Below are 13,559 nucleotides of genomic sequence, written 5' to 3'. Positions count from 1 at the left end.
AACTAGAAATTACGAACATAGTAAGATCTTTGCTCTGAATAATTCGAAGTTAGACGGAAAATTTTGACTTATGAAACACGTTTATTCATAATAATATAGAAAAACTAGACCAACATGTAACTTTTGGCCCAGTCCTGACAAAAAAAGCCGAAATGAGACAGCTGTCTCACTCCGGTTGCTTTTCGACTTTAAATTAGTCTTTTGTAACGTTAACTGCTTGTGGTCCACGGTCGCTTTCTTCAACGTCGAAAGTTACATGTTGGCCTTCATCTAAAGTTTTGAAACCGTCGCCTTGGATAGCTGAAAAATGAACGAATACATCGCTACCATCTTCGCGAGTAATAAAACCAAAACCTTTATCTGCATTAAACCACTTTACTGTACCTTGTTCCATGAATAAACTCCTCCTTGTGCCTATCTGGCACTATTTAATAATAGTTGTAATTCTTGATCGGCACAAATGGGGAAAGTTATTTGAAACATTCTAACCACGGTAACCCATACAAAAATACACCCTTAGTATATCATGCCATTCTCAAAAAAGATAGTGCTCTACGACTATTTTACAAAAATATAGTGCGCCGCTTTAAAACTAACATTCATTTTCTGCCCAGTTTCCTTAATCATAATTTTAATTGGCCCCTCAAAAGGAGAATGTCCCATTATTTTAAGTTCATCACCAATTTGTAGCTCAATGTCATCCAGATAAGTTAATAAGTCATGATTATCAATGAATCGATCAACTCTTACTATTGCTCCATCTTCTGCTTCGGCCAAAACTTTATGCCCATCTTCTTGATAATCGCCATTTTTATTTGGAATTACCCCACCATGTGGGCAATGCGTAGGATGATTTAAGAATGTATCCAAATGTTCCATTAAATTTTCACTTGCAATATGTTCAAGAACTTCAGCATCAGTGTGAACATCCTGCAGCTTATATCCTAATGCGGATACTAGAAAAGTCTCCCAAAGGCGATGTCTTCTGACTAACTCCTCTGCAACTTTAATTCCTTCTTCAGTTAAAGAGATTCCTGCATAAGGTGTATGTACAGCTAAGCCATCTTTAACTAATTTTGCCACCATCTCCGTGACAGACCCCGCCGCAACATTTAAGCTTAATGAAATCTGCTTGTTTGAGACCTTTTTTTGGGTTCCACCCAATTCAAAAATGATTTTTAAATAGTCTTCTTTTTTTGGTGTCAAACAGTTCCACTCCTTTAGCACCCTTATATAATTATATCAATGTACTCACATTATATTATAGCAAAAAAAAATTGCTCTGCCAAAATAATATAGATTTTCTTTTCCTTAGTTAGCTCAATCCTTCAAAAACTGGGGGCTGGGTCAAAAGTTAAATTTTGATTCAGTCCCTCTATTTATTCCGTATAAACGTTTTTCATAAGTCAAAATTCTCCGCCTAACTTCGAATTACTCATAGCAAAGTACCTGCTATGTTCGTAATTTTGAGTTAGTACTCAAATTTTCCCGATTTATGGCACACTCCAAAAAATTGCTGCATATCTGCAGGCAAACTACACTCAACCTCAACATATTTTTGTGTGAATGGCTCTAAAAACTTTAATTTGAATGCATGCAATGCTTGTCGCCCTATTTTATCTAAGCTGCCACCATACAGTTCATCTCCAAGTAAAGGATGACCAAGCGCGTTAAAGTGCACTCTAATTTGATGAGTTCTTCCAGTATGAAGCTTAACCAGTACCAGTGAACGATCCTTGAAACAGTCACGTACCCAATATTCCGTAATAGCATTTTGCCCTTCAGCCATAACTCTTCTGCGTATCTCGGAATCTCTTCTTCCAATCGGTTTATCAATCATTGCGTGTTCTGCCGCTAGCTTGCCTTCCACAATCGCCAAGTAATATTTTTCAAAATTTTTGCGGTCAATCTTATCAATCATTCCTTGTGCAACCCTATTTTTAGCAATTAAAACAACACCACTCGTAAACCGGTCAAGTCTCGTAATAATATGTGGCACTAAGTCTTTGGCCCCAGATTCAGCTAGGTATCCTTTTACATAATTGACAAGGGTCGTTTTCCGATTGCTTGGCCCAGGAACAGTTGTCATTCCAGCTGGTTTATCGACAATCAGCCAATTTGTATCCTCATACAATATCGTAAGATCACCCTGAGCTGCTACTAGCTCATCATTATTTTCATTTTGCAGTCTTAATGTCACTGTTTGCCCACATGCCACCATTGTTTTTAGCTTACTATGTTTCGTGCCAACCAGCACTTCTCCACCTTCACCACGCCTTATTTGACTCAAAAGGCGCTGGCTTAGTCCGTTAGTTAGCAGCAACTGCTTGACGGTTTGTTTGCCCCTACTGTTTATCCACGTATATTCCATTGATTAAATCCTATCTTATTATCTTTCTTAGTAATCCTAAAACAAAGAGTATCACACCAAACGCAATCAACCACAGCCCATAACCTTGAATCTGTGTAAATGTAATTTGCAATAATGTTCCAATCAACCCGCTAGCCTGGTCTGCCATACTTGCAATTTTATTTGGGATTTCAGAATTTCCAATCAAAAAAGCAGTTGCCGCTAGTACAATTCCACTCCAGATGGCCGAAATTCCCCAATAATATATAATTCTAAAAATATTTCGATCATGAACAATCAATAGTAATGAAAGAATAACAAAAGAAATGATTCCAATAACAAATATCAGATTATTCGTCTTTTTGATGTTTGTAATTACTTTCGCCAATTTAGCTGCGGGTGTTGCACTTATTTTACTGGTAATATAGGAACTCATTCCACTCAAAAATGTATTTTGAGCAGACTGATATACAACATTGTCTGTAGAAACACCTGCACTTGTGGCTTTTTCGGTCAAATTCTGCTCAATTTGTTTCTTGATTAATGTACTATCAATTATCTCACTTTTTCCGGCATAAATATTACGTGTGACGGTTGCAAGGTCAGTCTTAACCTGACTCTCAGTAACTAAATTAGATGTTAAGGACGACGGGATATTATTTTGAGATGCCAAAGCGGCCACAACACTATTTAAAGTGCTTGTAGCCTGCTTGATATAAACAGTTTTAGTAACTTCTGAAACAGCTACTTTAACATTCAGTATTGTATTTTTTAATGCATATGTCCCAGCTATCATCATCAGTGCTATCCCAATAAAAAATGCTAAATACCTACTGATACTCTTCCCTGGTTCCTTTGTATATTTTTCTCTTTCACTTCGCCTGTATGCTTGTCCTGGTTCAATCACTGTAAAACACCAACCTTTTAAAGTTATCTACAATCTTAATCTTAGTATAACCCAAAAAGTTAGATTAAAAACAATATCTACTCATTCTTGATCTTAAAAAGCTCCATTATCTTATAACTTCCAAACAAGCAGACTACACCTGTGAGTACGGCCACAATAAATGGCATCGTCGGATTCCATGCTCCCACACGCGCATTAGTTCCACTATATCCAACAATAAAGTGTAGAAAAGAATCAGTATGTTTGATTATATTCAGCATATAATCATTTTGTACTGCTGCAGAAATCCAATTGATAAAGACCACTGCCATTACAAAGAGGCCAATGAAAATATAGACCCTAGCTTTTTTAGTAAAGAGACTAAAAATACTGCCTACCATGATTGCCCCAACCGTAACAACCGATGTTGAAAGCAAGATAAAACATAATCCCATAAAAGAGTTCATTGCAGTACTGCCAAAATATTTGCCGTAAACCTGCATATATAGCGAGCTTCCATACCATGAATGGTTCGTATAGGGATTTAAAAGTCCTACAACAATTCCAATTAATTGGCCTAGAATACTAACAGCTAAAAAAGAGAGAATTCTTGCCTTCCAAAATGTCTTACGCGATATTCCGCTTTGAATTAATAACTTGAAATCATTATAAGGGAAAAGTGCAATTCCTGAAATCAAAATGGAGAGGACTGGTCCTAATGTCGTATCTGTTAAAATACTCCTTAAGGATATACTACTGAAGTTAAAACCACTAAATACCCAAGGAAAGAATAAAGATGAAAAAATTATCCAGATTAATATATATCCAAGCTTTTTAAGTGTATTTTTAAAAAAATAATTGGTAACACTAACTTCTTTTGCCGTCATCATTTCTTAGCCTCCTCCATATTAGTAAGATTAACAAAGAGTTTCTGCAAATCCATCCGTTCCACAGAAACTGTATCTGGCAAAATTCGATTATCGTCCAAGTCACCATAGATATAATTTCCGTGAATACTTCCCAGACTCTCTTTGCCTATTATGTTAAGGCCACGGCAATAATCAGCAACATCTTTTTGTGGTCCAGCTATCAAATATGCTTTCTTCATTATATCTTCAACATTACCATCAATCACAACCTCACCATGGCAGAGAATAAAGACATGTTCAAGAATATTTGTGATTTCTTCAATGAGATGCGTTGAAATCACAAAAGTCTTCTGCGTTTTAACATAATTATCAAGCAGTTCGCGATAGAATAATTCGCGATGGTTAGCATCCAGCCCCAAAATCGGTTCATCTAAAAAAACGTACCTTGCGGGAACAGTCAAAGCAATAATCAGCTTAAAAATACTCCGGTAACCCGTTGACAGTTTACCAAATTTTTGTTTTACGTCTAACCCAAACTTGTCGGCCAATTCATTAGCATATTCATAGTCAAACGAACCATAAAAAAGTTCAGTCAATTTGAAAATTTTCTCAATCTTAGCTCCTTCAGGATAAAGATTGCGTTCACTCATCAAATAAATTTGTCCCAATGCCTCGTCACGTTCAAAGACACTTTCACCATCCAATACGACGTCGCCAGAATCTGAAAATATTCGATTGGCTATGATACTCAACAAAGTGCTCTTTCCTGCTCCATTACGTCCTAGGAGGCCATATATTTTTCCAGGTTCCAGTTCAAGACTAACGTCGGATAAAATTTTCTTTTTATTAAATTTTTTTTGGATATTTTTAACTTCAATTCCCATATCAATCAATACCCCCGTTTGATTAAATTTAATAGTTCTTCTTCTGATATCTGTAACCTTTTTGCCTCATCAACAACTTGCACAATCTTATCTTGGTAAAACAATTCTCGTCGTTTTTTTACGAGCTTTTCGTATGCACCTTGAGCAACAAACATTCCAATCCCACGCTTTTTTTCAACCAAGTCACTACTTACCAACAGGTTAATTCCTTTAAGCACTGTAGCAGGATTAATATGAAAATCTCGCGAAATTTCCGTGGTCGAAGGAATCTGCTCTTTTTCAGCATAGTTTTTAGTAAAAATAGCTTCTTCAATCTGACTGGCGACTTGCAAATAGATTGGTTCTGTGCTGTTAAAATTAAAATGCATCTCTTTTCACCTCATCATCCATAAAACACAAAATCAAGGATACTAACAATCGTTATTATTTGTCAAATCTTATTCTTCAGAACAATTCTTTGATACATGAAGAATATTATCAAATAATATATCAAATACAACACAGCAAATATCGAAAATGGAAGCCAAATACCATAATATGGATTAATCAGCAGCCCTTTGAACAAGTTTAAACCAACCAGAACATGAACAACACCCACAATTGCAGGTAAAACAAACAATACTCCAATCTCCTTGGCAATTGCACCTTGCAATAATGACTTGCGCACACCTAACTTGGACAACATTGCGTATCTTTTAATATCCGCAAACGCACCCGAGAGAATTTTAAACATCAAGCAGCTTGCTAACATTGCCAGAAAAGCAATTCCAAGGAAAATCCCCATAAACTCGAGTCCGGAATACAGTGGCTTGATGATATAAATCTTTGCATCATAATTTCCCTGAATTGCATTTGTTCTATCAGTCTGTTTGCTCTTTGCATATTCAAGATTTGAGATTTGTGAAAGGACACTTTGTGCGCTCTGGGTATCTTCTGCCCTAAAAAATAGTGCAGTCTGTGTTTGGCCCTGAATTGCGGCAAATTTTTGCCCGTCTACAAGTACAACTTGTTTATTAGGCTGAATGCTTGCAGTAAATTGCTGTAATATATAACTCTTTTTCTTGAGGTCTGTAGCACTCAACTTAGTATAGCTTGAAGTAAAGTTTTTATTATTGAACTTAACTGTCTCAAATGGTTGAGCTTTAAACTGTGCATCTTCAAAATAGACAGCATTACCTGAAACCTTATACGAATAACTTGATTGTCGTTCAACATCCAATTTTTTAATTAAAGCCTTCTGTTTTGAAGTTGGTTGAAACAAGCCAAATGTATATGCTGATTGTGACTGCGCTGTCTTATCGGTAATGTTATTGAATCCAATTCCTGTTGTTATTGCACCAAGTGCGAGTGCTAATAGCATCGTAACCACTGTTAACATCTTGGTATAGTCATGTACTCTAAATTCTAGTTGACCTAAAGTAAATCCATTTAATTTCTTCTTTGCAAGTGTTGTTTTACGTAGGAAACCAATTCCAACTGTCACAATTGAATTGAAGACGAAGAATGTTCCAAAGGTAATGGTAAACAAACTAATTGGAATAGTCTTACTGCCATACTTAACTGCATTTAGAATTACTCCATATCCTATCGTAAGTAAAATCACGCCGATTAAGGCCTGGATAATTTGTATCCAGATAGGAAGTTGTTTTTTTGCAGCTTTTTGCTGACTTTTCAATAATTTAAGCGCGGGCTTCTTTGTCATCAGGAAGGTATTATAGATTGCTGCCAAGAAAAATAATCCAAGATAAAGAATGAGCGTCCAAAGAATTGCTTTCCACCAAATTGGTTCATAATACCTTGTAGTTAAACCTAAAGCCTTGATAACAATGTTTTGCATTCCTGTACTCAATATAATACCCACAATAATACCAACGAACGTTGACAAGAAACCAATCAGCATTGTTTCTATCCAAATTAATTGTCCGATTTTTCGCTTGCGCGCTCCCAGCATCATGAATAGGCCATAGTCCCTTTGCCGCATACTTAACAAGAAATTATTTGCGTAATTAATGTATACCAATGTAATCAACATTAATAAGACAGAACCAAAGGTAAAGATATACCCTATCATGCTAATTATTGCTCCATTTTCTTTTAAGTATTTTCCATTTGTAGAAAGTGTTTCAAATAAATAAAAAATGGAACTTGAAATTACTAATCCGGAAAAAAGTACTAAGTAATCTTTCCAGCGATTTTTAATACCACCTACCGCTAACTTGCGTAACATCAATTTTCCCTCCTTTCTATTGTTCGAATGTTCCTAAAAGATCTAAAACTTCTTGATAAAAATTACTTCGATTCTGCTTATCCGCTCTGATCAATTCACGTTCGATTCTGCCATCCTTAATAAAAATTATTTTCTTACAAAAGCTAGCTGAAAAGGCATCATGTGTAACCATCAAAATTGACGTTCTCATGTTCTCATTAACTTCTGTCATAAGCTCTAATAACTCACGTGCAGATTTTGAATCAAGTGCACCAGTTGGTTCGTCACCAAATAAAATTGCGGGATTATGAACTAGTGCTCGCGCACAGGCAACCCTTTGCTTTTGTCCACCAGAAAGTTCACTCGGATATTTTTTTAATAATTCAAAGATACCCAGTTCACTAGCGACCTTTGTTGTAGTAGCATCAATTTTTTTAGCTGAAACACCCTGTAAAGAAAGCGGTAGCCCAATATTTTCTGCAGCAGTTAGATTCTCAAGCAGATTAAAATCTTGGAAGATGAATCCAATTCTACTAGCACGAAAATCAGCAAGTGCATTCCCTTTTAACTTTGCAATTTCTTTTCCTTTAATCTTTACGGAACCACTAGTTGGTCTGTCAAAAGTTGCAAGCATGTTTAGCAATGTTGTTTTACCAGAACCGGAAGCTCCCATAATTCCAACAAATTCGCCGTCTTGAACACTAAAATTAATTGATTTTAATGCCTCATATTGCTTTTCATTCTTCTTGCCATATATTTTCTTCAGATTATTAACTTCGATAATTGTTTCTTGCATTTTTATATCCCCTATCCGTTGATTAGTTAATCACTTATGTAACTAACCGTATCACTGATGAACTATTGTGTCAAATAAAAAAAGCCAGATCAAAATTTAACTTTTGATTTGACTTTTTTCTTGATTTTATCTAAATAGAGCTGGGTCAAAAGTTAAATTTTGATTCAGTTTCTCTATTTATTCCGTATAAACGTGTTTCATAAGTCAAAATTCTCCGTCTAACTTCGAATTACTCATAGCAAAGTGCCTGCTATGTTCGTAATTTCGAGTTAGTACTCAAATTTCCCTGACTTATGGCACACTCCCTCTGCTGTGAAGATTGGATTATTTTATGATTTTAAATTTTTCAGCCAAGTTAGTCTTCAACTTCTTTGAAATATTTTGTAATTCTGCGACATTACCTGTAAATTCTTCCATTGTTGCCAGGACTTCCTCCGAATTGGCTGAGACTTCTTCAGTTCCAGCCGCATTCTCTTCGGTTGAAGCAGAAATACTTTCTAAATTGCTCAAAACATGAGTCTGAATCTCTTCAATACTCTTGCTTGCAATTTCTACATCTTCAATCTTATTAGCAACATCCTTATTTTTATTAAAGACTTCCGTTGATGAATCAATCGCTTCTTTTATTAAAGCTGATTGCTTCTCTCCACCTGTTAAGGATTCATTGGTCTGTTGCGCCATTTCTTCCGATTGTTCAGTAATTATTTCGATTATCTTTTCAATCTCATTTGTTGATTCTTTGGTCTGTTCTGAAAGTTTCCTGATTTCACTAGCAACAACAGAGAATCCCTTTCCAGCTTCCCCAGCACTTGCCGCTTCAATAGAAGCATTCAGAGCCAACAAGTTCGTCTGCTGCGAAATTCCATTAATTACATTTACTATCTTATTAATATTCTTAACATTGTCATTCAATTCATTCATTGAATTATTTAATTTTTCCATTCTTAATAGTTCTTGATTCCAATTACTATCAACATTCCCAGCAATCTTTATATTTTCACCATTCAAATTAGATGCTTCTGTCGATTTTTTGGTCATTTCAATTATATTTTCTCGCAGTACTTGCACAACCTTAGATAAATCCTTTACTTGCCTTACACTCTTCTCGGTCTCTTGTGCCTGGACACTTGTCACTTCTGCAATTCCCGTAATTGTTTTTGCAACCTCTTCAGTTGCTGTATCTGTCTGCTGCGCAAGCGTGAATAATGTGTCTGATTTCTTAGCAACATTGTTCCCTTCTTGCTGAACTTTGGTAACGAGCTCAGAAATTGATTTAACCATCTTATTAAAGCTTACACTTAATACTTGAATTTCATTACCAGATGTATCAGGCTTTATCATCATTTTTGTGGATTTAAATAATTTGGCATTATTCAACTTCTTATCATCAATTACTTCAAGTTCTCCATTTCCAGCTTTCTCAAAGTATCCATTTAAAACCCAGAAAATCTGCTTAAGTATTTTGGTTGTCACAATCGATATCACGATGACAGCAGCAATCATAATTAACGAAATAACAATTGAATTTATTACTAGCGAACCTAGTTCCGGAGTCAATTCATTTGCTTTCGTTTGTACAACAGCAAATGTTTGACTGTTAGATCCCTCCTTATTAAAGTAAGCCGCTTGAACTTTTGGCTCTCCTTTAGGAACTACACTGCCTTTTGTCTTTGAAGAACCGATAACCGCTTTATATAGAGCTGTCTTTTTAATATTTTTACCAATTAGTGCTTTGTCCTTTGAAGCAATTACTATGCCGTCATCCGAAACCAGCATTACGTTACCAGTACGTCCAACATTCATATTTTCTATGCCACTCTGCACAATGCTGTACGAAACATTGAAAGATAATACTCCAACCTGTCCATATTTATTCTTTATAACCTTAGACGCACTCGTAGTATATTGATTTGTAGTCACAGCTAAAAAAGGTTTAGAAAAAAAAGTTTCCCCATCTTTTGCCATGGCTCCTTTGAACCATGGTCGAGTTGTTGGATCAAAGTTACTAACTAACTTATTACTATTAGCTACAAAGTTCCCGCTTTTAGTCGTAAAAATAGCATCCTCAACTATTTTATTACCATTTTCTGCATTCCTAATGCTCTTCTTAATATCTTTCAAATTGAATTTTTCTTTAAAAACATCTTGTTTTGCAATTCCATCTAATGCCCCTCGAGCTTGCTCCCTTAATTCCTTTCTTGTGTTTATGGCAGTACTGACTGCACCAATTTTACTCTGATTATTCCTTTGAATTAATAGGTTATATGTATTGATATATGAACTCAACAACATAATTATGATTGGTGTAATTGCAACAAAAATTAAGATCAGTCCGTAGACATGACCAATACTTTTATTTCTTTTCTTTGCCATTATGATATTCGCCTCCAAAGTTTCTAAGTTCTATATGTTTAGAATCGGAAAAAAAGCAAGACATTTAAGTATGCCCTGCTTTTTATTGTTATAAACTCGAATAATTATTTAATTTTACTTGCGCGTTTAAAACTATTGATGATTCCGACATCATCTGTCTGTAAGATCAGACCTGAATACAGTCTCCCAACATACATTGCCAAACCAAAAGTTGCTGCTAATAATATCAGTAATGACAATCCCACTTGAATAGGACTAACACTACTGTATATCAAGCGCATTGGCATAAAGAATGAAGAAATAAATGGGATAAAGGATGCGACCTTCACAATAATATTGTTTGCGTTTTCTCCAAATACCAATGATCCGATGAATCCAACCAAAACAACATAGATTACAGGTTGGACTGCCTTTGAAGTATCTTCTGGGCGAACAACAAGCGCCCCACATAAAGCCGCTAGAATTGTAAAAATTATTACTCCCAACAAAACATAAAGCAAATTAATCGATAATAGGTTGCTCACAACTTTGCCAATCATCGTATTGTATTCTACGAACATTTTCTTGGAAATTTCTAATTTGGGAAGAATCAGATACAAGGCACTACCGCCAACTAGGTAGATCAATAAATGAGTTGCAATTACCGCAAAAGTCCCAAGTATTTTACCGTAAAAATATTTTTTGGCTGGCATACTAGAAAACACCATTTCCATGATTTTCGTGCCTTTTTCAGAGGCAATATCTTGTGCTACCGTTGTTGTATAAGTAATCAAGATAAAATACATTAGAAAAATAGTAATTGTAAACGAAATGGTTTTGATTGTTTCATCTGATACTCCCTTTTTTGATACCTGCTGCTCTAAAATTGATTGCGTTGCAAGTGCTTTTAATTGTGCTTGCGTCATTTGTGCTTTTTGTACATTTAAACTCTGTTGATTTGCTTGCAGCACTTGCTGGAAATGTGTTTTTTGTGTAGTACTGAGTCTTTCTTTTCCAACATATTTAGCTGTTAATTGACTATTCTTTTGCTCAACTACTAGATAACCTTCTATCTTTTCTTTCTTCAAGGCTTGCTGTGCGCTCTTTTGCGAGTGATATTTGAGCGTCATCTCGTCTTTATCGTATCTTAATTGCTTAGCTAGTCCCTTATTGGTTGAAACAATTGCAATCTGATCACTGCTATCTGCACCAAGAGTACTACTTAAATAACCAAATCCAAATGAAATAAAGATAAATATAAAAGGTGATATCACGAGCAAAATAAAGCTCCAGTTCTTAACCTGTCTTCTGTATGTTTCCATAAGAACTAATAAAATTTGCCGCATCTTATTTACCTGCCTTCATTTTAAAGATTTCATTTAACGTTGGTGGCTGCTGATCAAAGGTTTTCACATAATGTCCGCCTGTAACTTCATCAAAAATTTCTTTACCATATTTTTCATTTTCAATATCTAATCGATATGTTCCAAATTTAGTTTTCGCAACAGCTGTCACATGTGATAAGCTTTGAAGCTCTTCTTGTGTCATCTCGGTTTGTACAAAAATTCTGGTACTTCCAAAGCTAAGGCGTAATGCTTGAATCTCGCCATCTAGGGCAACCTGTCCATCACTGATCATTACAAGCTTGTCACAAAGTTCTTCTACATTAGTCATATCGTGATCCGAAAAAATAATTGTTGCGCCCCGTTCTTTTTCAGCTAAAATGACTTCCTTTAATAAGTCAGTATTAACAGGATCCAAGCCGCTGAAGGGCTCATCCAAAATGATTAGTAACGGTTGATGAATTAGTGTACATATTAATTGTATCTTTTGTTGATTTCCTTTAGAAAGGCTCTTGATCTTGTCATCAATTTTGCCCTTCACTTCAAGCTTGTCCATCCACCTAAGCAGCTCTTTTCGTATGACACTTGCCTTCATCCCTTTCAAGCTTGCAAGAAATCTGACTTGTTGAAAGACAGTCAGCTTAGGCATCAAACTTCTTTCCTCTGGCAGGTACCCAATTCTTTTATATGTTTCCTCCGTAATTTGCTGATCATCAAATACGATTGCACCGTCAGACTTAACAAAGTTCAAGATACTGTGAAAGATTGTCGTCTTTCCTGCTCCATTCTTCCCAATCAGTCCAGTAATCTCACCTGAATCCGCAGAAAAACTAACATCGCTTAAAACCTGCTTGGCACCAAAGTTTTTGCTTAGTTGAACTATTTTTAACATTTGCTTGCTCCTTACCCCTATATTTATATATCTTCACACTATACCAATGTTTAGTTTCCTTTTCACTCGTTTTTAATAAGCGTTTCTCTAATATTGTCTAAAATTGCCTGCTGCAGCTTATTAAAGACATGCGAACGACGATAAGCGATGCTCGTTACAAACATCGGTACGTCGGTATCTAACAACTCAACCTTGACAATATCCTTGCGAATGGGATTCACAACTGCCGTGAGAAGCCCTATTCCAACACCATCAGCAATCAAATTCATCAGACTATGTGTACCATTTGACCTAAAAACAACATGTGGGCGGAAATGATTACGTGCAGCGAGTAAATCAAACGCATGATTATGCACAAAACCATTTTTAAATAAAACAAAATCTTCACCTCTTAAGTCTTTAAACCACACTCTTTTCTTTTGTGCCAATGGATGCTTTTTAGCTACAAAGATCACGAAGGGTTGGCGATCAAACTCTTCAGTCATGATTAACTCATCACTTAGCGGATCAATCGAACCTAAAAGTGCCATATCGATTTCTCCATTTTGCAGCGCTTTTAAAGTTGTTCTTGAACCATATTCCATTGTCTGAATCCTATCCAACAGACCATCTTTTTTTAAGTTCTTAGCGACCTCTGGAAAATAGTTATTTTCAATAATAGGTGGCAGCCCCAGTGACAGCATCTTTAACCGGCTGTTCGTAATTTCTTTTTGTACTAAGTTATAGTGCAGCAGCATTCGCTTAGCGTGGTTCAGCAGTTGCGCCCCGCTGTCCGTTATCAGCAATCCACCTTGTGCACGATGTCTGACAATTAAATGCGCATTCAATTCTTCTTCCAATCTCTTTAATGCAAAAGTAATCGTGGGCTGGCTAACTCCAAATTCCTGCGCAACTTTTGAAAAATTCTTAATTTCTGTTAGCCTTATAAAATATTCAAGATCTCTAGTATTCATAAAGAGTATGTCCTTTCTTTGGTATAAA

At 35.8% G+C, this 13,559-nt stretch carries 13 protein-coding genes; all 13 read right to left on the bottom strand.

The features are described 5' to 3' along the window. Positions 1-193 precede the first annotated feature (193 nt). The gene (locus tag ABF682_RS02740) at positions 194-394 is read right to left on the bottom strand and encodes a cold-shock protein (protein ID WP_003689193.1); all 201 of its coding nucleotides are present in this window, start codon (positions 392-394) and stop codon (positions 194-196) included. A 164-nt stretch (positions 395-558) separates the two neighbouring features. Further along, positions 559-1,206 carry a metal-dependent transcriptional regulator gene (locus ABF682_RS02735; RefSeq protein WP_289981124.1) on the bottom strand — a complete coding sequence of 216 codons (648 nt, stop codon included), beginning with the start codon at positions 1,204-1,206 and terminating at the stop codon, positions 559-561. A 265-nt stretch (positions 1,207-1,471) separates the two neighbouring features. Beyond that, positions 1,472-2,371 carry an RluA family pseudouridine synthase gene (locus tag ABF682_RS02730; RefSeq protein WP_415618951.1) on the bottom strand — a complete coding sequence of 300 codons (900 nt, stop codon included), beginning with the start codon at positions 2,369-2,371 and terminating at the stop codon, positions 1,472-1,474. A 10-nt stretch (positions 2,372-2,381) separates the two neighbouring features. Beyond that, positions 2,382-3,257 (bottom strand): hypothetical protein, encoded by an 876-nt coding sequence (locus tag ABF682_RS02725; protein ID WP_415618950.1) that lies wholly within the window; start codon positions 3,255-3,257, stop codon positions 2,382-2,384. Between the two features lie 77 nt (positions 3,258-3,334). Further along, the gene (locus ABF682_RS02720; RefSeq protein WP_289981130.1) at positions 3,335-4,126 is read right to left on the bottom strand and encodes an ABC transporter permease; all 792 of its coding nucleotides are present in this window, start codon (positions 4,124-4,126) and stop codon (positions 3,335-3,337) included. Then, the gene (locus tag ABF682_RS02715) at positions 4,123-4,989 is read right to left on the bottom strand and encodes an ABC transporter ATP-binding protein (RefSeq protein ID WP_289981132.1); all 867 of its coding nucleotides are present in this window, start codon (positions 4,987-4,989) and stop codon (positions 4,123-4,125) included. The genes ABF682_RS02720 and ABF682_RS02715 overlap by 4 nt, the downstream gene beginning before the upstream one ends. A 5-nt stretch (positions 4,990-4,994) precedes the next feature. Then, entirely contained in the window at positions 4,995-5,357 is a 363-nt protein-coding gene (locus ABF682_RS02710) for a GntR family transcriptional regulator (protein WP_289981134.1), read from the bottom strand. 62 nt (positions 5,358-5,419) lie between these two features. Beyond that, positions 5,420-7,216, bottom strand: a complete 1,797-nt coding sequence (locus tag ABF682_RS02705) for an ABC transporter permease (protein ID WP_415618949.1) — start codon at positions 7,214-7,216, stop codon at positions 5,420-5,422. 16 nt (positions 7,217-7,232) lie between these two features. Beyond that, positions 7,233-7,991 carry an ABC transporter ATP-binding protein gene (locus ABF682_RS02700; protein ID WP_415618948.1) on the bottom strand — a complete coding sequence of 253 codons (759 nt, stop codon included), beginning with the start codon at positions 7,989-7,991 and terminating at the stop codon, positions 7,233-7,235. Between the two features lie 324 nt (positions 7,992-8,315). Next, positions 8,316-10,364, bottom strand: coding sequence for a methyl-accepting chemotaxis protein (locus tag ABF682_RS02695; RefSeq protein ID WP_415618947.1), 2,049 nt, complete (start codon positions 10,362-10,364; stop codon positions 8,316-8,318). Positions 10,365-10,468: 104 nt separating this feature from the next. Then, positions 10,469-11,689, bottom strand: coding sequence for an ABC transporter permease (locus ABF682_RS02690; protein ID WP_415618946.1), 1,221 nt, complete (start codon positions 11,687-11,689; stop codon positions 10,469-10,471). A gap of 1 nt (position 11,690) precedes the next feature. Then, complete coding sequence (locus ABF682_RS02685) at positions 11,691-12,578, bottom strand: ABC transporter ATP-binding protein (RefSeq protein WP_289981142.1); 888 nt, start codon at positions 12,576-12,578, stop codon at positions 11,691-11,693. Positions 12,579-12,640: 62 nt separating this feature from the next. Then, on the bottom strand, positions 12,641-13,531 hold the full coding sequence (locus ABF682_RS02680) for a LysR family transcriptional regulator (protein WP_289981143.1): 891 nt from the start codon (positions 13,529-13,531) through the stop codon (positions 12,641-12,643). Positions 13,532-13,559 lie beyond the last annotated feature (28 nt).

The organism is Liquorilactobacillus sp., from assembly GCF_047719775.1.
Classification (GTDB): Bacteria; Bacillota; Bacilli; order Lactobacillales; family Lactobacillaceae; genus Liquorilactobacillus.
This window is presented reverse-complemented; position numbering and strand designations above follow the sequence as displayed.

What these genes read in the sequence shown, in the direction of transcription:
- ABF682_RS02710 (WP_289981134.1), bottom strand. Translation starts at nt 5,357, where the DNA reads ATGCATTTTAATTTTAACAGCACAGAACCAATCTATTTGCAAGTCGCC.
- ABF682_RS02720 (WP_289981130.1), bottom strand. Translation starts at nt 4,126, where the DNA reads ATGATGACGGCAAAAGAAGTTAGTGTTACCAATTATTTTTTTAAAAAT.
- ABF682_RS02705 (WP_415618949.1), bottom strand. Translation starts at nt 7,216, where the DNA reads ATGTTACGCAAGTTAGCGGTAGGTGGTATTAAAAATCGCTGGAAAGAT.
- ABF682_RS02730 (WP_415618951.1), bottom strand. Translation starts at nt 2,371, where the DNA reads ATGGAATATACGTGGATAAACAGTAGGGGCAAACAAACCGTCAAGCAG.
- ABF682_RS02685 (WP_289981142.1), bottom strand. Translation starts at nt 12,578, where the DNA reads ATGTTAAAAATAGTTCAACTAAGCAAAAACTTTGGTGCCAAGCAGGTT.
- ABF682_RS02695 (WP_415618947.1), bottom strand. Translation starts at nt 10,364, where the DNA reads ATGGCAAAGAAAAGAAATAAAAGTATTGGTCATGTCTACGGACTGATC.
- ABF682_RS02700 (WP_415618948.1), bottom strand. Translation starts at nt 7,991, where the DNA reads ATGCAAGAAACAATTATCGAAGTTAATAATCTGAAGAAAATATATGGC.
- ABF682_RS02715 (WP_289981132.1), bottom strand. Translation starts at nt 4,989, where the DNA reads ATGGGAATTGAAGTTAAAAATATCCAAAAAAAATTTAATAAAAAGAAA.
- ABF682_RS02690 (WP_415618946.1), bottom strand. Translation starts at nt 11,689, where the DNA reads ATGCGGCAAATTTTATTAGTTCTTATGGAAACATACAGAAGACAGGTT.
- ABF682_RS02680 (WP_289981143.1), bottom strand. Translation starts at nt 13,531, where the DNA reads ATGAATACTAGAGATCTTGAATATTTTATAAGGCTAACAGAAATTAAG.
- ABF682_RS02740 (WP_003689193.1), bottom strand. Translation starts at nt 394, where the DNA reads ATGGAACAAGGTACAGTAAAGTGGTTTAATGCAGATAAAGGTTTTGGT.